Origin of the sequence: Shimia marina (assembly GCF_001458175.1) — a bacterium.
Taxonomy (GTDB): domain Bacteria; phylum Pseudomonadota; class Alphaproteobacteria; order Rhodobacterales; family Rhodobacteraceae; genus Shimia; species Shimia marina.
The window spans coordinates 140,611-160,627 of the sequence record NZ_CYPW01000006.1 but is presented as its reverse complement, the minus strand read 5'-3'; the positions used below and the strand labels follow the sequence as shown (position 1 = coordinate 160,627).

At 56.5% G+C, this 20,017-nt stretch carries 19 protein-coding genes; 9 read left to right on the top strand and 10 right to left on the bottom strand.

The window, feature by feature from the left end; genetic code table 11:
* Nucleotides 1-101: 101 nt before the first annotated feature.
* From SHM7688_RS02685 to SHM7688_RS02675, 3 genes are read right to left on the bottom strand one after another with little or no spacing between them, the layout of a single operon-like run.
* Nucleotides 102-893, bottom strand: a complete 792-nt coding sequence (locus tag SHM7688_RS02685) for a metal ABC transporter permease (protein ID WP_058238961.1) — start codon at nt 891-893, stop codon at nt 102-104.
* A gap of 1 nt (nt 894) precedes the next feature.
* Complete coding sequence (locus SHM7688_RS02680; protein ID WP_058238474.1) at nt 895-1,647, bottom strand: metal ABC transporter ATP-binding protein; 753 nt, start codon at nt 1,645-1,647, stop codon at nt 895-897.
* On the bottom strand, nt 1,644-2,135 hold the full coding sequence (locus SHM7688_RS02675; RefSeq protein WP_058238473.1) for a transcriptional repressor: 492 nt from the start codon (nt 2,133-2,135) through the stop codon (nt 1,644-1,646). Before SHM7688_RS02675 ends, SHM7688_RS02680 begins: the two co-directional genes overlap by 4 nt.
* Nucleotides 2,136-2,239: 104 nt before the next feature.
* On the opposite strand from SHM7688_RS02675, the gene SHM7688_RS02670 reads away from it, so the two are divergent.
* Complete coding sequence (locus SHM7688_RS02670; RefSeq protein WP_058238472.1) at nt 2,240-3,349, top strand: zinc ABC transporter substrate-binding protein; 1,110 nt, start codon at nt 2,240-2,242, stop codon at nt 3,347-3,349.
* Nucleotides 3,350-3,361: 12 nt separating this feature from the next.
* Here SHM7688_RS02670 and SHM7688_RS02665 read toward each other — a convergent pair whose 3' ends face one another.
* Nucleotides 3,362-5,023 carry an ABC transporter substrate-binding protein gene (locus SHM7688_RS02665; protein WP_058238960.1) on the bottom strand — a complete coding sequence of 554 codons (1,662 nt, stop codon included), beginning with the start codon at nt 5,021-5,023 and terminating at the stop codon, nt 3,362-3,364.
* Between the two features lie 205 nt (nt 5,024-5,228).
* On the opposite strand from SHM7688_RS02665, the gene SHM7688_RS02660 reads away from it, so the two are divergent.
* The 4 genes from SHM7688_RS02660 (at nt 5,229) to SHM7688_RS02645 (ending at nt 10,660) form a co-directional block, all read left to right on the top strand.
* On the top strand, nt 5,229-6,335 hold the full coding sequence (locus SHM7688_RS02660) for a glycosyltransferase family 2 protein (RefSeq protein ID WP_058238471.1): 1,107 nt from the start codon (nt 5,229-5,231) through the stop codon (nt 6,333-6,335).
* A gap of 47 nt (nt 6,336-6,382) precedes the next feature.
* The gene (locus tag SHM7688_RS02655) at nt 6,383-8,641 is read left to right on the top strand and encodes a glycosyltransferase family 2 protein (RefSeq protein WP_144432469.1); all 2,259 of its coding nucleotides are present in this window, start codon (nt 6,383-6,385) and stop codon (nt 8,639-8,641) included.
* An 85-nt stretch (nt 8,642-8,726) separates the two neighbouring features.
* Nucleotides 8,727-9,734 carry a hypothetical protein gene (locus tag SHM7688_RS02650; RefSeq protein ID WP_058238470.1) on the top strand — a complete coding sequence of 336 codons (1,008 nt, stop codon included), beginning with the start codon at nt 8,727-8,729 and terminating at the stop codon, nt 9,732-9,734.
* A 2-nt stretch (nt 9,735-9,736) separates the two neighbouring features.
* A complete protein-coding gene (locus tag SHM7688_RS02645; RefSeq protein ID WP_058238469.1) occupies nt 9,737-10,660 on the top strand; it encodes a hypothetical protein in 924 nt (307 codons plus the stop codon).
* Here SHM7688_RS02645 and SHM7688_RS02640 read toward each other — a convergent pair whose 3' ends face one another.
* From SHM7688_RS02640 to SHM7688_RS02625, 4 genes are all read right to left on the bottom strand, one after another.
* On the bottom strand, nt 10,661-11,677 hold the full coding sequence (locus SHM7688_RS02640; protein WP_058238468.1) for a LacI family DNA-binding transcriptional regulator: 1,017 nt from the start codon (nt 11,675-11,677) through the stop codon (nt 10,661-10,663).
* Between the two features lie 88 nt (nt 11,678-11,765).
* Complete coding sequence (locus SHM7688_RS02635) at nt 11,766-13,319, bottom strand: DUF427 domain-containing protein (protein ID WP_058238467.1); 1,554 nt, start codon at nt 13,317-13,319, stop codon at nt 11,766-11,768.
* A gap of 84 nt (nt 13,320-13,403) precedes the next feature.
* Complete coding sequence (locus SHM7688_RS02630) at nt 13,404-14,156, bottom strand: winged helix-turn-helix domain-containing protein (RefSeq protein WP_370733012.1); 753 nt, start codon at nt 14,154-14,156, stop codon at nt 13,404-13,406.
* On the bottom strand, nt 14,080-14,382 hold the full coding sequence (locus tag SHM7688_RS02625) for a hypothetical protein (RefSeq protein ID WP_058238465.1): 303 nt from the start codon (nt 14,380-14,382) through the stop codon (nt 14,080-14,082). Before SHM7688_RS02625 ends, SHM7688_RS02630 begins: the two co-directional genes overlap by 77 nt.
* Nucleotides 14,383-14,555: 173 nt before the next feature.
* On the opposite strand from SHM7688_RS02625, the gene SHM7688_RS02620 reads away from it, so the two are divergent.
* From SHM7688_RS02620 to SHM7688_RS02605, 4 genes are all read left to right on the top strand, one after another.
* Nucleotides 14,556-14,996 carry a hypothetical protein gene (locus SHM7688_RS02620; protein WP_058238464.1) on the top strand — a complete coding sequence of 147 codons (441 nt, stop codon included), beginning with the start codon at nt 14,556-14,558 and terminating at the stop codon, nt 14,994-14,996.
* 116 nt (nt 14,997-15,112) lie between these two features.
* Nucleotides 15,113-15,736, top strand: coding sequence for a ribonuclease HII (gene rnhB, locus SHM7688_RS02615; protein ID WP_058238463.1), 624 nt, complete (start codon nt 15,113-15,115; stop codon nt 15,734-15,736).
* Between the two features lie 102 nt (nt 15,737-15,838).
* Nucleotides 15,839-16,954 (top strand): site-specific DNA-methyltransferase, encoded by a 1,116-nt coding sequence (locus tag SHM7688_RS02610; protein ID WP_058238462.1) that lies wholly within the window; start codon nt 15,839-15,841, stop codon nt 16,952-16,954.
* 181 nt (nt 16,955-17,135) lie between these two features.
* Nucleotides 17,136-18,551, top strand: a complete 1,416-nt coding sequence (locus tag SHM7688_RS02605; protein ID WP_058238461.1) for an adenylate/guanylate cyclase domain-containing protein — start codon at nt 17,136-17,138, stop codon at nt 18,549-18,551.
* Here SHM7688_RS02605 and SHM7688_RS02600 read toward each other — a convergent pair.
* Both SHM7688_RS02600 and SHM7688_RS19940 read right to left on the bottom strand, forming a co-directional pair.
* Nucleotides 18,548-19,681, bottom strand: a complete 1,134-nt coding sequence (locus tag SHM7688_RS02600; protein WP_058238460.1) for an alkane 1-monooxygenase — start codon at nt 19,679-19,681, stop codon at nt 18,548-18,550. The two genes, SHM7688_RS02605 and SHM7688_RS02600, sit on opposite strands and share 4 nt — an antisense overlap.
* 63 nt (nt 19,682-19,744) lie before the next feature.
* On the bottom strand, nt 19,745-20,017 hold a 273-nt coding region (locus SHM7688_RS19940; protein ID WP_233486584.1), incomplete at its 5' end, for an NUDIX domain-containing protein.

Genomic DNA, 20,017 nt, shown 5'->3' with positions numbered 1-20,017 from the left:
TAACGGACATTGGTAGGCTAAAACTGGCGCCGACGGGATATTGACGCGATACAGACGCAATACCGATACGCCCAGAAAAGGTTAATGCCCCCCTCTGGCGCTCATTTTGAGCGCAGTCGCGCCGCGAGGGTCATCACCACAAACAACCCTGCCGCCACACAGACAATCGAGGGGCCTGCCGGGGTGTCCAGATGGTAGGATGCCATCAATCCGCCCACCGCCGCCAGCGCCCCAAGCGCCGCTGCGCCGACGGCCATGATCTCAGGAGAGCGCGCCATGGCCCGCGCGCCTGCTGCCGGAATGATCAGCATGGCCACAATCAAAAGCGCCCCGACAACCTTGATCGCCACAGCTACCACGATGGCCAGCGCAAGCGTCATAATCTGTTGTTCTCGTTGAGGATTTATTCCATTGGCATAGGCAAGATCACGGTTGAGCGTGCTGGTCAGAAGCGCCTGCCAGCGCCAGGCCATCAAGGTCACAACCAGCGCCGCCCCGGCCCAAATCACGATCAGATCTCCCTTGCTGACGGCCAGAATGTCACCAAACAGATAGGACATCAGGTCCAGCCGCACCCCTTGAAGGAACGACACAGCCACCAGCCCAAACGCCAAAGCCGAATGCGCCAGAACGCCCAGGAGCGTGTCAACGCCAAAGCCTTTTTCCGAAAGATTTGAAACGGTTAGTGCCATGGCGAGCGCAATCGCCAAGGCCCCGGCAAACACCGAAACCCCCAAAGCCAGCGAGAGCGCCACCCCAAGGATTGCCGCATGCGCTGTGGCATCGCCAAAATAGGCCATCCGCCGCCAGACCACGAAACAGCCCAGAGGTGCCGCAGCCAAAGCCACACCAACGCCCGCAAAAAGCGCGCGAATTAGAAAATCGTCAAACATATCAGTGGGATCCGCAGGTGTCATGGGCATGATCATGCCCGTGCTCATGGTGGTGATGATCGTGCTCATGGCGGTACAGCGCCAGAGCCCCATGGGTGCCCGTACCAAAGAGCGCGCGATACTCCGGTGCGGAGGCCACAATTTCCGGGGTGCCATGACAGCAGACATGCCCATTCAGACAGACCACCCGATCAGATGCGCTCATCACCACATGCAACTCGTGGCTGACCATCAAAATCGCCGCACCCGTGTCGCGTCGGACCTGTTCGATCTGGGTGTAAAGATCCGCAGAGCCAGGTTGATCAAGGCCCGTGGTGGGCTCATCCAGAATCAGCAAGTCTGGCTTGTCCATGATCGCGCGCGCCAAAAGCACCCGCTGAAACTGGCCGCCCGACAGACCCGCCATGGGACGATTGCCAAGTCCTTCAGCCCCCACCTGCGCGAGGGCCTCTTGGATTTCTCGCTTGCTGCGCTTTGTGGGCAGGGAAAGAAACCGCGCTGCCGTCAGTGGCATCGTTGCATCAATCGATAGCCGTTGGGGGACATAGCCAATACGCAGTCCCGCTTCGCGCAAAACCGTGCCACTGTCAGGCTTTAGCGCCCCAATGATGCACCGCAGCAGGGTGGATTTTCCGCTGCCGTTTGGGCCGACAATTGTGACAATCTCGCCCTTGTCGATGGTCAGATCGACATTGGAAAGCGCTTGATGGCTGCCGCGTTTGACCGACATTCTGTCAACCGTGACAAGCCTCATGCCGGGGCACCTGCCGCGTTTGTTTGCGTGCAAACCGGGCATAGGCCCTCTGCTTCCACAATGGTGGTTTCAATTGTGAAGCCAACCTTTTTCGCGGCTTCGCCCAAAGTGGTTTTCAAAGTGGCCGCTGTCTCAGCCACAGCTTCACATCCACGACAGATCAGAAAGACAGGGGTGTGGCTGTCTCCAGGATGGGCACAGGCCACATAGGCATTAAGTTTCTGAATTTTATGGACAAAGCCGTTTCCAACCAAAAAATCCAACGCCCGGTAGACCACCGGAGGCTGAGAGGCATAGCCCTCTTCTGCCAAAATACTCAGGATATCATAGGCCCCCATGGCCCGGTGTTCCTGCAGCAGAATTTCCAAAACACGACGACGGCCTTTGGTCAGGCGTAGGCCCTGTTTCGCACATGTTTCCTCTGCAGCGCGCAGGCCACCACCCACACAGGCCGCGTGGTCGTGTTTGTCAAATCCAACTGTATGCATGCAGCCTCCGTGACTTGCATTGAGCCGATCATCAATTCGACCCTTGATATAGTATAACATTTCGTCTAGAGCCAGCCCTTGAAGCGCAAAAAAGGATCGACGACATGCGATTTGCTCCCTTTGTTGTTGGCGCTGCGATGCTGGCTCTGCCCGCTCGCGCCGAAGTGCCCAACGTTGTGACAGATATTCTCCCGGTGCAAGCCCTTGTGGCAAAAGTGATGCAGGGCGTTGGTACACCAACTCAGCTCCTGCCAGCAAACCAGTCGCCACATTCTTATGCCATGCGCCCGTCAGAGGCGCGGGCCCTGCAAAATGCCGATCTGGTGTTTTGGATTGGCGCAGAGCTCTCGCCTGCGATGGAAGAGGCGATTGAAAGCCTTGTGAGTGAAGGCGAGGCGGTGTCCTTGCTACATCTCAATGGCACGCGTGAACTGGAATTCCGCGAAAGCGAAACTTTCCTGAAGCTGTCTCTGTCTGAAGGTGGCGATGATCATGACGACCACGGTCATGGCGATGGTGACCATGATGATCATGCCGAAGAAGGCCATGATGAGCATGACCATGAAGACGGCGATCATGAAGAGCATGGCCACGATGATCATGCGGACGACACACATGATGATCACGCCCATGACGACGCGCATGCGGACGAGGGTCACGACGACCATGCGCATGACAGCCACGATGGACATGACCATGACGGTGTGGACCCTCACGCTTGGCTCGACCCGCAAAATGCTCACTTCTGGCTTGAAGCTGTCGCTGAGAAACTGGCTGTTGCGGACCCCGAAAACGCAGACACATATCGCGCAAATGCCAAATCCGCACAGGCTGAGCTGGATACAGCCATTGCGGCAATCAGCAAGCAGTTGGCGCCATATGGAGACCATGGGTTTGTCGTGTTTCACGATGCCTATCAGTATTTTGAAACCCGTTTCGGCCTGAATGCATCCGGCGCCATTCTGAGCGGCGACGGCGCAGCCCCAAGCGCGGCGCGTCTACAAAGCGTGCGGACCACCCTGATGGAAAACAACATCAGCTGCGTTTTCACCGAGCCGCAGTTCAATGACAAAGTGGTGCGTGCGATCAGCGACGGTCTGTCGCTGCATTCCGAAGAGCTTGACCCTCTGGGCGTAGCTTTGGAAGAGCCAGATTATCTCCTGCTGATCCAGCAGCTGGCCAACCAGTTTGAGGCCTGCCTGTCACATTCCTGATCGGTCGGCTTACTAGGTCCAATACAATTCGGCGGGGCGTATTTCGAAGGAAATATGATGCGCCCCGCCCTCTAGGTCAGACACCGTATGATTGGTCAGTGCCCGCCAATAGGGCTGAATCGTGACCGCATCTTCCTGCAACAAACGCGCGCCTTTGGCGACAAGATCTCGGCGCTTTGAGATGTCAATGGTGCCGACAGCGGCATCCACAATCGCGTCAAATTCCGGATTGCTGTACCCAAACTCATTCCAGGCTTCACCGCTGCGATAGGCGAGTGCCCAGATCTGCACCCCCAGCGGACGGTGGTTCCAGTCGGTTGTGCTGAAAGGGAAGCGATTCCAGTTGTCCCAATACACCATGCCGGGCACGATTGTGGTCTTTGCGCTAAAGCCCGCATCGCGCAGTTGGGCCACAACCGCGTCGGTGGTGTTCTTGCGCCAAGCGTCATCAATGGTGTGGACTTCGATCTCGAAATTTTCCATCCTCAGCTCTTTGAGCGCCGCAAGAGCAGCCCCCGGGTCATGGTCTGGTGATCCGACGTCACTGTATTCTGGATGGGCAGGCCCGATATGATGGTTCTGCGCCACGGCACCCCGTCCAGCGTTGCCAAGCTCCAGCAAGACTCCATTGTCCACGGCTTTGAGGATGGCCTGTCGCAAGCGCTTGTTTGCATAAGGTTTGCGGCCAGCAATCTCCGCGGATTGGTTTGGGCGCACCACGACGGTGGCCATGGACAGAAGCTCGTTCTTACTCCAGCCCTCCATGGCGCTAATGACATCCGCATACTCCCCGTCCACCGAGTAGGTCATGTCGATCTCGCCCTGCGCCGCCACTTTGGCCCATGCGGCCGGGTCCGTCCCCAGATCGAGGAACTCTATCCGATCCACCCAAGCGCCCTGCGCAGCCCCCCACCAGATATGATCCGGATTGCGTGTCAAAACCGCTTTTTGGCCGACCTCAAAAGACTCTGGCACATACGGTCCCGTGCCGATTGGGTTTGCGATCATGCGGTCTGCGTCAAAACTCTCGTGCACAATGGCCGCAGGATAATCTGACATGCTCGGGATCAGTGTCACATCTGGACGCGGCAGATGCAATATGACGGTGTGATCGTCTACAATTTCAATGGCGTCCGTCAGGGCCATATCTGTCTCTGGATCAATCAGCACGGCAAAGCGCCCAGCCATGGAGTTGCCCGCAATGCGGCGGTCACACCAACCAGCTATGTTGCGCGCCACATCCTGCGCTGTGAAAGCATCGCCATTGTTCCAAGTCACGCCTTTGCGCAAATGCAGATGATAGGTTTTGGCATCCTCAGAAATGTCCCAGCTTTTCAGCAGGGCAGGCCGGAACGTGCCATCGTTTTCGTAGGTCACCAGATATTCCAGCCATCCTCGCGTGATGTTTGCCATTTGCGGCCAGTCAAACAAACGCGGGTCCTTGAGCGCACGCACATCTTGTTGAATGCGCACGTTGCCGCCCCGTTTTGCGGAGGCTACGGCGCTGGCTGGTACGGTCATGCCCAGCAGGCCGTAAGCGGTTGCTGTCGACGCGCCAAAAGCGCTGGCCAGAGCAAGAAATTCCCGTCGGCTGGTCCTGTCCTCATGCGCGGTAGGGGCCTGATCAATCAAGGTTTGTGGCAGGGGCTTTCCGGTGCGGGTTAGAAAGGGCATCTGGCTCTCATCACTGGCTGTGGTGTTGATCTGCGTCTGATCCTGACCTGTGGATGTGAAAGAAATATCAAATATCATAGGGCCAAGGGCGGACAGCGGGTCGCTATGATCATAGCCCAGAAGAGACGTATCGCAATTCACATTCCCTGCAGACGCTGTGTTCCCCGCAGACCTCAGCGCGCAAAACTTTGCTCACGTGACCTGCATGTCGCTTGTCGGTGTGTTAGGACAGCACAAACAAGAAGCAGAGATCACAGACTTGCGCATTCTCAGCGTCACAACCATGCGAAACGAAGCCCCCTATCTTTTGGAATGGGTGGCGCACCACCGTGCGGCGGGGGTGACAGACTTTCTGATATTCTCCAATGACTGTGACGATGGCACCGATGCGCTGCTCAACGCCTTGGCGCAGGCCGGCGAGGTGACCCACGTTCCCCATGTGCCTGTTGCGGGCAAAAGCATCCAGTGGCAGGCGCTTCGCCAAGCTTGGAAACATCCGTTGCGTAAGGCCGCCGATTGGATTTTGGTGAGCGATGTCGATGAGTTTCTCAATATCCATGTCGGTAATCACGGCATTTCGGATCTCTTGGCTGCGGTGCCAGAAGACACCGACGCCGTTTTGCTGCCGTGGCGGCTCTATGGTCACAATGATCAGGTCAGTATCGTGGATCACCCGGTGACGGAACAGTTCACGCGCTGCATCCCTGCCGATGCACAATATCCTGTCGCAGCAGGGCTCTTTAAAACGCTCTTTTCGACCAAAGGCCCATTCAATCAGCTTGGCGTGCATCGCCCAAAACAAAAAGATCCAGATAAAGCCCGCCTGCCTAAGATCGTGGATGGATCTGGCAACCCTGCACATCCGTTTTTGGCGCAAACCCCAAGCCGCCTGTCACTCTTTGGTCTGGGGGGCGGTCGCGATCTGGTAGAACTCAATCATTATTCTGTGCGCTCCGCAGCGGCCTTCGCGCTGAAGGCGGAGCGGGGATTGCCCAATCGTGCTTCCAAGCCGATTGATCTTGCCTATTGGGTGGAGCGCAATTTTAACACCGAGCCCAACACCTCCATCGCGCAGATGCGCCCTGCCACGCAGGTGGAATACGACCGTCTTGTATCGTTGCCGCGGGTGCGGCAGCTCCATGATGCGGGCCTGCACTGGCATCAGGCGCGTTTTGAACATCTTGTGCGCCAACCGGATGTTCAGGAGTTGATGGTGCAGGTTCTTTGCGCGGGCAGCAGCCAGGTGCCCCCCCGCCATTTGCAGCGACAGCTGATTCAGTGGTATCAGGACACTACAACAAACAAAGAATGATGCCTTGCAGACCGCCGGGCACGCAAAAGACGAGCAGGGACCATCAGATGGGCAAAGCTGCCTTTGAACTGTGTACCATGACCCATGTGTCCGTGGCGGACGCGGCAATTTTGGCCTGTCTGGCGGATCCGGCGGAAGACAGCCCGCAGGCGCAGGTTTTCTTTAAGACAGGCACAGACATAGATCAGGTCAAGGCCGGGCCGGATACGGAAATCCTCTCCGCCAAAAGTGTGGGCAATGGGCTGATTTTGCGCCTCGCGCACAACGGAACGCCCTCTGTGCTTGTTGGTGGCGAAACCTGCGAGTTGCCCCCGATTTCCCCGGATTTTGAGCGCTTTTCCGGGTTGAATGTGGCGTTGGCAGTGCGCAATGGCGAAACAGCGGAGCGGACGCTGGACTGGCTGCGCTACCATGTCAAACATCACAAACTGCAAGCGGCAGTCATTATTGACCGGGCCCAGCCGGAAACCGATCAGAGTTTTGTGTCTCAGCTCAGGGAAGCTGTTGATGAGATCAATGGTCTCAAACACGTGTTGGTCTTGCGAATGGATGTTCCTTTGGGGCAGGCGGGATTGCCGCCGGAGCCCCATCCGATCAATGCGCCTGACGCGCCGGGCAAGGACCGGATGGAGGTGCCATCTGCATCGCCATGGGATGCGCCCTTGGGGGAGTTGCAGCTCTATGAATTGATCCGTCACCGCTGGCTCAATACAGCTCGTGCGGTCGCTCAGCTTGATATTTCCGATCTGGTGGGCGCGATCAATGGCCCGGGCACCAAGGGGGGGAACCTCTTTGATATGGCCGTGAAATCCTCTTCTGGGGTGGTCACCTTGGTCGGGCAGCATTGCTACCCGTGGCGCGTGCGCAATGGGGAGGCGGTCAGCCATGGAGACCACATCTGTGTGCAATTTGATGCTGTCAAAATGCGGCGCCGTTGGGTGGTTGCGCCGACAAAAACACCCGCAGAGGTGGTCTGGCGGCTGATCCGGGTGGTTGGAGTTCAGCCCAAAGAGGACGAATGGGTAAAATTCTATCGCTGCATGGGGCTGCGCCACGATGCCAGTGAATGGGCCATCGTGCCCAAGACCTCTCTGATTGAAGACGCGGATCTGGTGAAGCTCGCCAAGAAACGTTTCAATCACAAACCTCTGCGCACTCCCGAAATTGCCGCCCCTAAGGTCAACCCCGCCGACAATGATGTGGCCATCATCACCTGTATGAAAAACGAGGGCCCCTTTATCCTTGAGTGGTTGGCCTATCACCGCGCCATCGGGGTGAAGGATGTGCTGGTCTATACCAACGACTGTAACGACGGCACGGATAGCTTTTTGGATTTGCTGCAAGAAAAAGGGTATGTGCAACACCGCGAGAACCCCTTCAAAGGCACGAACCTCAAACCTCAGCATGCGGCCTTGCAAGCCGGTGAAAGTGAGCCGGTCATTCAGAATGCCGACTGGGTGATCTCCATGGATGTGGATGAATTCATCAATGTCAAAACCGGCAATGGCACTCTGGCCGCCTTGTTTGAAGCCGTGGGGGATGCCAATCTGATCTCCTGCACTTGGCGGCTTTTTGGCAATTCAGATGTACATGAATATGCGGATGCGCCGCTTATGGCACAGTTTACGCGCTGCGCGTTGGAACAGACCCGCAAACCGCATCAGGCCTGGGGGTTTAAAACGCTCTATCGCAACATCGGCTTGTTTAAAAAACTTGGGGTGCATCGTCCCAAAGGGCTGAACCCGCAGCTCTGGTCCCATATCAATTGGGTGAACGGCTCCGGCAAACCGTTGCCCAAAGATATGTATCGCAATGCCTGGCGTTCCACTGTCCCAACAGTGGGTTATGATTTGGTGCAGCTCAACCACTATGCCGTGCGCTCTGCGGAGAGCTTTTTGGTGAAACGCGATCGGGGGCGGGTGAACCACGTGGATCGCGATCAGGGCATGGCCTATTGGTTTCGCATGAACAACAACACCGAAGAAGAGACCTCCATTCAGCGCATGATCCCCTTGATGCAAGCCGAAATGGATCGTCTGTTATCAGATCCCGAAATTGCCGAGGCACATGCCTTTTCAGTGGATCGCCATCGCGCAAAAATTGACGCGCTTAAGGCCACGTCAAACTATGCCAAGTTTTATGAAGATCTCACCAGCCCCCGTCAGGAGCGTTTGGCGCGTTTGCATCCACATTTTGGCGCAAACGTCTTTCTCGCTGGGCCAGAAGTGATCCCGGATTGGGTGGTGGAGCGTGATCTGCCGGAGGATTTTTTCTTCACGGTGGACAAGCAAGATACAGCCCACTAAGGCAAATTTTCGTGGAATTACAGAAGACAAGGTCAGGGTTTCCACGTAAACTGTTTCCAAATAGAGAACAAAAGGTACAGGTAAAATGGTGAAGCTTCCCGAGATTGCATCGCTCTGGATTGGCGGGCAGCTGTCATGGTTAGAGCAGCTTTGTCTCAAGTCGTTTGCCGATGCGGGGCACCACACCACGCTGTACAGCTATGAAGAGATCCCCAACGTCCCAGAGGGCGTGCATACGGCAGACGCCGCAGAGATCTTTCCGGGCGAGCCGATGCATCGGCATGTGCGCACCGGCAGCCCAGCCATTCACGCCGATCTTTGGCGGCTCAATCTGCTAAAGCAGACGGATAAAATCTGGGTGGATGCCGATGTCTATTGCTATCGCCCGTTCAACTACACCCGCCAATCCGTCTTTGGTTGGGAAAAAGATGGGCTGGTATGTAATGCAGTTCTGGGCCTGCCGAAAACCTCGCGTGCGCTCAATGCAATGCTGGAATTTTTTGAGGATGAATATGCCATTGGCCCTTGGCTGAAGCCTTGGCAGCAAAAGGAATTGCAGGCAGAAAAAGACGCTGGCCGCCCGGTCCATATGACGGCGCAGAACTGGGGCTTTACCGGCCCCGCAGCGGTGACGTACTTTCTGCAGCAATCGGGTGAAATCAAATATGCGGAGCCAGAGGCGGCGTTTTATCCGGTGTCCTTCAAAGACCGCAATAAGATGATCCAAAGCCGCTTTAACATCGAAAAAGACTGGCTCACGGAAGAGACACGCGGGGTGCACTTCTGGGCACGCCGGATGAAGCCGCGCCTGCAGGAAAAAGAAAATAACCGTCCGCGCCGTGGGTCCTTCATGCACCAGGTCATGTTGAAGCACGACATTGATCCGGATGCGGCGCTGATCCCAGCGAAGAAGACCATCCATAAGGCGCCCGTCGAAGATCCCGCGTTTCAGGCGGAGGTGGCGATTGAATCGCTGAAGGGCGAAGCTTCTGTGGAAAAATTGTCACGCGACTATCTGGTGGAAACCGGCCTGATCAAGAAGTGGCGGACCCAGTTGATTGAAGGGGCGCCAAGCCTTTTTCAGGAGGGCTGAGTGTGGCTGACGGGGATATCACAACCGACGCTGCGCCCAGTCAGGCAGAATGGAAAAGCAATCTCAAAGTCATCGGGGCCGAGCAGGGTTTTTTTGAGGAGCTGGGGGAGCAACACTCCGCGCTCTACATCAAACAGGGCGGCACGCTGATTGTCACCTTTGAAAACCTTGATCACGTCTATGAGGGCGGCGCAGAGCGCATGCCGTGGGGGCATGGTTTTGTCACATCACGCGGCTGGTCGATGCTGGGGCTTATGGCCCATGACTGGACGTGGTATCGCGATGAAGCGGTTTTTGATTTCTTCGATCGGCTGCGTGCGGATGGTTTTTTTGAACAGTTTGACAAGGTGGTTTTCTATGGGGCGTCCATGGGGGCCTATGCGGCGGCTGTGTTCTCTTCTGCCGCTCCCGGTGCAACGGTCATCTGTATTTCGCCGCAAGCCACGTTGGATCGTGAGGTTGCCAGTTGGGAGACGCGCTACCGCAAAGCATGGCGTCGAGATTTCAATGGGCGTTATGGCTATGCACCAGACATGCTGACAGCCGCCAAGGAAGTCAGCATTTTCTACGATCCACGCATGGGGACCGATGCCATGCATGCGGCGCTGTTTCGAGGAGACAATATCCGCAAGTATCGCTGTCGCTACATGGGGCACCGCATTGCCTCCCTGTGGATTTTGATGGGGCAACTCAAACCCGTCATTGAAAAATGCGTCGCGGGTGAAATGACAGCGGATGTGTTTTACACCATGATGCGGACTCGCCGTGAGGTGACCCGCTATCAGAAAGAAATGCTGCGCACCGTGTTGGATGACGGGCGGCCTTGGCTCATCGCAAACTATTGCGCAGCTGTTTTGGCCCGGCGACGCGGGCCTAACTTCCGTAAGGCGCTGCGCGCGGCGCGGGCGCAATTGAAAGGCGGCTGATCAGGAGCGGCGCAGCGTGTCGCCGAAGCTGATGGTGGGGGCCAGCGTGACAGAGGCATCGCGCTCTTTGCCCTCCACGCGCGCTGCAATGATCTCAGCGGCTTTGGTGCCAATCTCCCGGCGACAGGCATCCATCGTTGCCAGTTGGCGTGGCAGGCCCTGAAGCAGTTCGACACCGTTAAATCCGGCCAGTCCCACTTGTCCGGGCACATCAATGCCTTTCTCCAAAAGGTAGAGCAGACCACCAGCGCCGATCATATCATTGCTGTAGTAGATGAAATCCACATCCGGGCTGCGCTCTAAAACGGCTTCAGTCATCTCACGCCCTTTGGCCAGTGCAGAGCCGCCAGAGTAAAATTCGCGGTCCACCACCTCAACGCCGGATTTGGCCAACACTTCGGTGAAGCCTTCAAAGCGTTTGCGTGCGCGATGGTCCAGCGGCATCTTGGTGCCGAGGAACGCAATTTTCTTATAGCCCGCCTCAAGGATGGATGCGGCCATTTCCCGGCCTGCGCGACGGTGCGAAATCCCCACCATCGCATCAACAGGCTCGCCATCGGTATCCATGATCTCCACAACGGGAATGCCGCTGGCGTTGAGCATGGCGCGCGATGCTTCGGTGTGTTCAAGCCCGGCGATGATCACGCCGGACGGCCGCCATGAGAGCATCTCATAAAGCACTTTTTCTTCCTTTTCAGGAAGGTAATCGGTTACGCCAACAACCGGTTGAAGCTCTGTATCTTCGAGAACCTGACTGATCCCGCTCAGCACTTCCGGGAAAACCATGTTGGACAGCGAGGGGATGATCACCGCCACAAGGTTCACGCGCTGGCTGGCCAAGGCACCGGCGATTTTATTGGGCACATACCCCAGTTCTTTGGCAGCCGTGAGCACCTTGTCGCGTGTGGCGGGTGACACATCACCCCGATTGCGCAATACGCGGCTGACCGTCATTTCAGACACCCCCGATGCTTCGGATACGTCGCGGAGGGTCAAAGAACGGTTCTTTTGTGTCACAGAGCATCATCCCAATAAGGTCTTTTGGAATGTTATCGCGAACTGTCACGCAGGTTCAAGCGTCAGCTTCATTACAATACGCATAGCTTCAACCATCGGCGGAAAAAGCAAAGCACTCCACAGGCTCTTTCACATTGTGCAGTGAGACCGCGCCGAGTGCTTTGCAACCCCTTTCATGGCGTGCCACCTGCTTTGTCACAACAATCCTGTGGCCGACTGTTTTGCCGTAATCTCCGAGCCGCGCCGCCACATTGGCGGGGCGCCCGATCACGGTGAAATCCAGTCGCTCTCTGGAGCCCACATTGCCATAGGTCACCTGCCCGTAGGAAATGCCAATGGAACACTCGCAGCAGTGGCTTGGATCGTTTTGGCGCATGGTTTCCAGCTGTTGTACAATTTCCCGCGCGGCCTGCAATGCGTCTGCCCCCGCATCAGAGCCTGTTTCCGTGTCTGGAAACACAGCCAGAACAGCGTCGCCAATGAATTTCAGAACTTCCCCGCCGTGCGCATCCACGATGGCAGAGGTCGTGTCAAAGAAGGTATTCAGCAGGTCAATATAGGCTGCGCGTCCCAGATCTTCTTCCAGTTTGGTGGAGCCGCGCAAATCACAGAACATGATTGCTGCGTTGATGTCATCACCATCGCCGCGTCGGATCTCGCCCCCCAAAACCCGCGCGCCGGTGCGCGCGCCCACGTAGGTTTCCAGCAGCGACTGGGCGTTTTCTTTCTGCGTGAAGACCTCAAAAAAGCGGCTGATCACGCTGGAGACTTCGAAGATCAGGCCAAGGTTGGCGGTTGTGAAGCCTTTGGGATGATCGCTCGTCAACGTCAGCACGTTGATTTGCCCATTAGAGAAGAATAGCGGCATGGCGACATAGTCGGTGGCCCCTTCGGCCTTCAGATCCCGCATGATGGGAAATTGCATGTCCTCTTCGGGCACATCGAGGCGCTGGCGTATGCCGCCGAGCCCCTGTGACACATGGCGCAGGGGGGAATTCACAAAGCTGGGGTGGTCATGCACCTCATAGGAGGGGGCGAAGGTGGTGATTTCATTTGTATCGCGGGACCAGATGTAGTTTTTTCCGGCGATCATCGGATGCAAAGACCAAATCATGGCCGCCATCCGTTTGACGGCGATGCCGCTGTCTTCCATCTTTCGCCCCAACGCCGCCAAGAAGTCTGCCGGTGTTGTCGCGCTGGCGGCACCCCGCATCAACCAATCCACCAGAGGGCCGGTGATATTGCCGTCCGCAACTGGATCCAACTGCGCACCGCCAAAATCAATCTCTGCTTCAGCATTGGGCATAAAGCCAATGTGCCCATTGATGGCGCTGCTTTCTGGTAAGGCGTCATCATAACACCAGACCCCATTTTCAATCACGTCATCCGGAAGCTGGATATCATGATAACGGGCCGTGCCTTTGAAGGGGCAGAAAGTCTTGAGCGCTGTATGCTCTGAAAGGGGCGCCACTATGTCGGCCCGTGGCACATAGACTTGGGGGGGCAGGCGGGTCTCATACATGACTTTTGCCCGCGTGCTCTGCGCCAGGACAACGCCACGACGTGAGATCGTCACCGTGGCCTCAATGGGCTGGATGTCAATGCCGTAGCCGGCGTTGCTTCCCAAATGTGACCCTTCCATAGCAGGCTCCTTCCGGTCGCAGCTGTGCCCGCTCAAATGTGAGGAGAGAGGCACCGACAAGCAAGTCTCCCCTCATCACATCCTTTAGAGCACTTCGATGACGTCCTTGTCGATGGACAGGACATAGCCCTTGCGCGCAATGTTTTTCACCAGCAACTGGCTGACCATCTGATTTCCCAGAGAGTCTCTCAGGCGTTTGATGCGCGTGGCCCCGGCGGCCTCATCGCAATCCACAGAAGGCTTGCCGGAAATCACGCTTTCCAGCGCAACACCTGAAAGCACCTCATCATCCATGCGCGCTTCTGCCAGCACCGAAAGAGTTTCCATAGCGGCATCGGTGAGCTTGAAGCCCATTTCGTTCAGATAGACGGTTTTTTCCTCCCGGCTCACGATCAGGGACGTCACCTGTATGCCTGCGCGCTCAATCTGCGCCATGCGCCGGTTCATCATCACCAGAGCCACCAGAAACACCAATGCGGCAATCATCATCGCCGTGGCAAACACCAGCAGCACGGTGATCACCATGCGATAGCTTGTCAGCGTGTCTGCAAAGGCCGTGCCGGATTGGGCCAGAATTTCCAGCAGCTTGATTTCCGCAGGCCCGGTCAGCGCGTCATTTTCGAGAAAGAGCTGCTCAACACGGGCGTTGAAAGCATTGGCATCCGGCAAGGTTAGCAACAGCAATGCCGCCCCCGCCAGCAGGATGGCGACAATCACGCCAATGCCAATTGCTACAATTCGCCCGCCGCTGCGCCGCGTCTCAATAACGGAGGTAGAACTGTCCTGCACTGGCTTCCTTTCCGGCAAGTTGAGAGCTGTCAAACACGGAGAGAACATTTAACAATGTCCAGCCGTCTTGCCCAATGCGCGCGGCGACTTCCCGCTGTGCCGAAGCTTTGTCGCAGCCGTTTTGCAAAACGACCACACCATAATGCAGCCGCAGGGGGGCGTCTTTTTTGGCTTTGTAGTCGGCATAGCACTCTGCTGCGCTGGCTGTTGTCGGCAGCGAGAGCGTCAGTGAGAGGGCCACCGCACACAGGGCGTATGTGAGCATGTTTTTCATGGGGTTACCCTGCGCTGAACCGGATTGATATTCAATAACCAAAGCCTTTTGAAGCGCGGATATCCCATAACAAGACGCTGATATTGTGAGATTTTCGGTGGGTGGGCGAAACAGATTGTGTCTTCCGGACAAAGCGCCGGGTTTTCATACACACACTCACAAGGATGCCTCTCATGACTTCCAAGACGTTCATCGCTTCCGTGCTCAGCCTCGCCATTTTGGTCACGGGCATTTCCGCCCCACGTGCGCAGGCACTGGATGAAGACGGCATTGCCGCGCTGCTCTTTGGGGTGACGGCACTGGCCGTCATTGGGGCCGCCGTGGCGGACGATAAGAAGGACCGCCGCCCTGATCCCAAGCCCACCCCTAAGCCGGTCAAGCCCAACAAACCCAACAAGAAGGCGTGGTTGCCAAGCCATTGCTCCAAGCGCTTTGAAACGCGCAATGGTCGGGTCATTCAAGCCTATGGTCAGCGTTGCCTATTCCGGGCGCAATACCCCGCCTACAACTTGCCTGAGAAATGCTACGTGCAGCGCAAGGGTGCGAAAGGCCGTATCGCGGGCTACCGCACCCAATGCCTGAGCCGCCACGGCTACAAAGTCACCTACCGCTGATCAGATCCCCATCGAGCAGGGAAGGCGGGCGCAAGACCCGCCAAGGCCGGAGCGTCCCCCATGCGCTTCGGTCTTTTTTCTTGCGCGGACAGGAGGGGACGTGTTTGTCACGTTTCATGACACATCCTGACTATTCTTTCGAAGCCGCCGCCCGTGCTCTTGGCGCAACCCGCATCGCCGGAGTGGACGAGGTTGGACGAGGGCCCTTGGCTGGTCCTGTAACCGCCGCCGCCGTCGTGCTCGACCCTGAAAACATCCCCGAAGGTCTAAATGACAGCAAGAAGCTCTCGGCCAAAAGACGCGATGTTTTAGCAAAAGATATCCACAGGCTCGCAGAGGTCTCAATTGTGCACGTCTCGGTCGCAGAAATTGACGAACACAACATCTTGCGTGCCAGTCACATCGCCATGGAGCGGGCCGTTGCAGGGCTTTCAATGGCGCCGGACCATCTGTTGATTGATGGCAATATGATCCCCAAAGGGCTTACAATACAGTCTCAAGCGGTGGTTAAAGGGGATGCCAAATCCCTCTCAATTGCGGCGGCTTCCATTGTTGCAAAGACATCACGCGACGCTTTGATGATGGATTTGGCGCAACAGTTTCCGGGCTATGGATGGGAAACAAATGCCGGTTATCCCTCGCCAAAACACAAAGCAGCGTTGATTGAATTGGGGGTTACCCCACATCATAGGCGTTCGTTTAAGCCCGTCCACAATATCTTGTATCAAGGCAAAAACTAACGCGCTGATTCAAAAAAACAAATTGACGAAGATTCCGGTTTGACTCAAACTTATCCACATCAACGAGCGCACTAAAAAAACCGCGCCGTAATGAGGCAGAGTATGAAAACCATGACAAAAGCGAAGGGCGCATCCGCGCTCCCGATCAATAGTATTTTGTCCGGAGACTGCATCGAAGTGATGAACAGTCTGCCGGAGAATTCCGTCGATCTGATCTTTGCAGACCCGCCCTATAACCTTCAGTTGAAGGGTGAGCTGCACCGTCCGGACAACTCTAAAGTCGACGCGGTGGATGATGAGTGGGATCAATTTTCCAGCTTCGCCGCCTATGATAAATTCACCCGCGCGTGGCTCAAGGCGGCCCGCCGCCTGCTCAAGCCCAACGGCGCGATCTGGGTGATTGGCTCTTACCACAACGTATTCCGCATGGGAGCGGAACTCCAAAATCAGGGCTTCTGGATTCTGAACGATGTGGTTTGGCGCAAATCCAACCCAATGCCCAACTTCCGTGGCAAGCGTTTCACCAACGCACATGAGACCATGATCTGGGCCTCCAAATCTGAAGGTGCCAAATACACCTTCAACTACGAAGCTCTGAAATCCCTGAACGAAGGTGTTCAGATGCGCTCTGACTGGGTGCTGCCGATCTGCACCGGTCATGAGCGTCTGAAAGATGAAAACGGCGACAAAGCCCATCCAACGCAGAAGCCGGAAAGCCTGCTGCATCGCGTGCTGGTCGGAGCGACCAATCCGGGCGACGTGGTGCTGGATCCGTTCTTTGGAACCGGCACAACCGGCGCTGTGGCCAAGATGCTCGGCCGTGAGTTCATCGGCATCGAGCGCGAAGCGGCCTATCGCAAGGTTGCGGAAAAGCGCATCGCAAATGTACGCAAGTTTGACCGTGAGGCGCTTCAGGTTTCCACCTCCAAACGCGCCGAGCCGCGCGTGCCTTTTGGCCAGCTTGTGGAACGTGGCATGCTGCGTCCGGGGGAGGAGCTTTACTCGCTCAATGGTCGTTACAAAGCCAAGGTGCGTGCGGATGGCACTCTGATTGGCGGCGACATCAAAGGCTCGATCCATCAGGTTGGAGCCCATCTGGAAGGCGCACCAAGCTGCAATGGTTGGACCTATTGGTCCTACAAGCGGGAAGGCAAAAAAGTGCCCATTGATCTGCTCCGTCAGCAGATCCGCGCGGAAATGGCGACACGCCCAAACTGATCTGTCAGTCACAGCAACAAAGCAATAAGCCGGAAGAATACCGCCGGTGCCTGTTGCCGAACTGACTAGACAGGCACCTATACTTGCCCCGCCGGTTTTCTGGCGGGGCTTTTTGGTGGATAAGGGGTGTCAGCACGTTCCCAGCGCTTATCTCAGGCTCAGACTATGGAGGGCCCAGGTCATGGCCAATCATCCGACACCATCGCAGCCGTCGCGCGCGTCTGATCTTGTCGCAGCCTTACCTGCGGGTGCCGAGGGGGCAGTACAGGAAGACGCCTATACCGAGGCGGCGCTGGAATTTCATAAGCGGCAAGGGCTGGACCTCTCTGTAAAGGTCCGCTGGGTTGCCATGTCGGTGATCGGGGTTTTCCTGCTCTGTGTCGCGCCTTGGCCACAAGTGTTCTACTATGAGTTCATTCTGTTTTTGCTCTGTGTGAATGGCTGGTGGATCCGCCGCATGGGGCGGGTTGGGCGCTCACGTACAGAACTGTTTCTGATCTTTGTGGATCTGCTGTTGATGGTGGTGGGGATCATTGGCCCCAATCCGATTGGTCTGGATGACTGGCCGCAGGCGATGCAGTATCGCTTTGGCAATTTTAACTACATGTTCCTCATTCTGGCGGTCGGGACATTGGCCTATTCTTGGCGCACGGTGGTCGCCATCGGCGTATGGACGGCGATGATGTGGGCGGCTGCACTTGGCCTGTCTCTGTGGCTGACGGAGCCAGTGCCGGGCATGAGCGAAGCGGTGAAGGCCGCTTTGCCGGGGTGGCCGGATCTGTTCCGGCTGATTGATCCCAACGAATTCAACATTCAACTCCGCTTGCAGGAAATGGTGGTGTTCGTCCTTGTGGCTGTCACACTTGGTCTGAATGCCCGGCGCTTCAATCTCTTATTGCGCTCCAACGCGGCGCTTGAGCGGGAGCGCACCAATCTGTCGCGCTATTTTTCGCCCAATGTGGTGGAAGAGCTCAGCCAGAACGATGAGCCGCTCAAGCAAATCCGCAATCATGACATCGCTGTGCTGTTTGTGGATATTGTCGGCTTTACCGAATTTGCCGCCCTGCGCCGCCCCGAAGAGGTGATTGAAACCCTGCGCGACTTTCATGGGCTTATGGAGCAGGCGGTCTTTGCCCATGAGGGCACATTGGATAAATACTTGGGGGATGGGTTGATGGTGACCTTTGGCACGCCCAGCCCGTCAGATCATGATGCGCAGAACGCTTTGCGCTGTGTGCGTCAGATGATGCATGATGTGGATGTGTGGAACGATGCGCGCATCGCGCGGGGGCAACCGCCCCTACGGGTTGGCTTTGGCGCTCATTATGGGCCTGCGGTTCTGGCGGACATCGGGGCCAACCGGCTGGAGTTTGCCGTTGTCGGCAATACCGTGAATGTGGCCTCCCGTCTGGAAAGCATGACGCGCGGTCTGAATGCCCGTCTGGTGATCAGCGATGCGATGCGGACCGAAGTGCTGAAAGAGGGCGGTGACGCATGTTTGACTGGGCTGCAGAAGTTCTCAGATCAGGATGTGCGTGGTGTGGCGGAAAAACTCACGGTATGGGCCTTCGCCCGCCCTGAGAACCACGGTATTTAGCGCGGCATCGGGGTCTTGCCTTTGTTGTAGGCATGCCAGTCCGTAATCTCCGGATAGTACTGCGCCCGCCATGCCCGCACACGGGGGTTCATCACCTTTTTCCAGAGCGGCGGGATCATCGCCGCCACTGTCATCACGGGATAGCCAAAGGGCAGTTGCGGCGCCTCTTGGTCAGTATAGTTCTGCAGCAATGGAAAGCGTCGATCTGGCTTATAGTGATGATCTGAATGGCGTTGCAGATTGATCAGCAGCCAGTTGGAGGCCTTGTGCGCTGCATTCCAACTGTGATGGGGGCGGACATGTTCGTATTTGCCATCACCGAGATGCTTGCGGGTCAGCCCATAGTGCTCAACGTAGTTCACCAGCTCCAGCTGCCAGATCGCGATATAGGCCTGCCAGATGAAAAGCAGGCCGCCCAGCCAACCGCCAATGATACAGGCCAGCAGCAACATGCCGCCTTGCAAGGCCCAGTAGCGGAAAAACGGGTTGCTCAGATCTGTCCAAGGCAGGCTCTTGCGCGCCAACATGGCTTTCTCCGCTTTGAAAGAGGACTTGAGAGAGCCAATTAAAACCCTTGGGAAGAAGCGGTGAAACCCCTCATTGTAACGTGCGGTGACCGGGTCACGGGGCGTGCCCACATAGCGATGATGCACCAGAAGGTGTTCGCTGCGAAAATGGGAATACAGCACCATGGCCAACAGTAAATCCCCTAGCCAGCGCTCATATTTGGGCTGCTGATGCATCAACTCGTGGCTGTAGTTTATGCCAATGGTGCCGGTGATCACACCGACGCCAAAAAACAGTCCAATCAACGCGCCCATGCTCAGATGATCGACCCGTGTGGCGTACCAGATCAGACCAAACAGCGTTACAAATTGCAGCCACGGCCAGATCAAGGTGACCAGTCGATACCATTTGAGATCCGCATCGGAGCTGTTGAGATCCGCATTTTCAAGATTCAAACCCGTGACAGCATCCAGCGCGGCAAAAAGATACCATGTGGTGATGGGGACCAGAAGAACCCACCATCCGCCAAACATCGCTGTTGTCCAGACAAGGGGCACCAGAAGCAATGAACACCAAAACGGCAGTGCACTGGAAAATTTTGCCAATTGTGCAGACGACACCATGACTTAGCCCCTCACGTTCGCTTGGGCAAACTATGCGTCGAAGTTGCCTGCGGTGCAATGCGCTCAGGTGCCGCGATACAGATCATAAGCTTTGCGCATCGCTGTGGGCAGATCACCGGGATCAAAATCCTCGGCTTCCACAAAGCTGCCGACCGTAGGGGTGCGGTCCATCGGTACAAGCGCGGTGCAAATTTTCAGGCGCAGATGAAAATGCGTAAAGGTATGGCGCGCTTCGGTATTGAGGGTTTTCCACTCCGCCTTGATGGGCGCGTCATGTACAGGGGCATCGTTTTCTTGCCAGTCTGAGCCGGGCCAGCCCAGCATGCCGCCAAGCAA

Coding starts and splice junctions, on each gene's coding strand:
- SHM7688_RS02685 (WP_058238961.1), bottom strand. CDS start 893: ATGTTTGACGATTTTCTAATTCGCGCGCTTTTTGCGGGCGTTGGTGTG.
- SHM7688_RS02680 (WP_058238474.1), bottom strand. CDS start 1,647: ATGAGGCTTGTCACGGTTGACAGAATGTCGGTCAAACGCGGCAGCCAT.
- SHM7688_RS02675 (WP_058238473.1), bottom strand. CDS start 2,135: ATGCATACAGTTGGATTTGACAAACACGACCACGCGGCCTGTGTGGGT.
- SHM7688_RS02670 (WP_058238472.1), top strand. CDS start 2,240: ATGCGATTTGCTCCCTTTGTTGTTGGCGCTGCGATGCTGGCTCTGCCC.
- SHM7688_RS02665 (WP_058238960.1), bottom strand. CDS start 5,023: ATGCCCTTTCTAACCCGCACCGGAAAGCCCCTGCCACAAACCTTGATT.
- SHM7688_RS02660 (WP_058238471.1), top strand. CDS start 5,229: ATGTCGCTTGTCGGTGTGTTAGGACAGCACAAACAAGAAGCAGAGATC.
- SHM7688_RS02655 (WP_144432469.1), top strand. CDS start 6,383: ATGGGCAAAGCTGCCTTTGAACTGTGTACCATGACCCATGTGTCCGTG.
- SHM7688_RS02650 (WP_058238470.1), top strand. CDS start 8,727: ATGGTGAAGCTTCCCGAGATTGCATCGCTCTGGATTGGCGGGCAGCTG.
- SHM7688_RS02635 (WP_058238467.1), bottom strand. CDS start 13,319: ATGGAAGGGTCACATTTGGGAAGCAACGCCGGCTACGGCATTGACATC.
- SHM7688_RS02630 (WP_370733012.1), bottom strand. CDS start 14,156: ATGTTCTCTCCGTGTTTGACAGCTCTCAACTTGCCGGAAAGGAAGCCA.
- SHM7688_RS02625 (WP_058238465.1), bottom strand. CDS start 14,382: ATGAAAAACATGCTCACATACGCCCTGTGTGCGGTGGCCCTCTCACTG.
- SHM7688_RS02620 (WP_058238464.1), top strand. CDS start 14,556: ATGACTTCCAAGACGTTCATCGCTTCCGTGCTCAGCCTCGCCATTTTG.
- rnhB (WP_058238463.1), top strand. CDS start 15,113: ATGACACATCCTGACTATTCTTTCGAAGCCGCCGCCCGTGCTCTTGGC.
- SHM7688_RS02610 (WP_058238462.1), top strand. CDS start 15,839: ATGAAAACCATGACAAAAGCGAAGGGCGCATCCGCGCTCCCGATCAAT.
- SHM7688_RS02605 (WP_058238461.1), top strand. CDS start 17,136: ATGGCCAATCATCCGACACCATCGCAGCCGTCGCGCGCGTCTGATCTT.
- SHM7688_RS02600 (WP_058238460.1), bottom strand. CDS start 19,681: ATGGTGTCGTCTGCACAATTGGCAAAATTTTCCAGTGCACTGCCGTTT.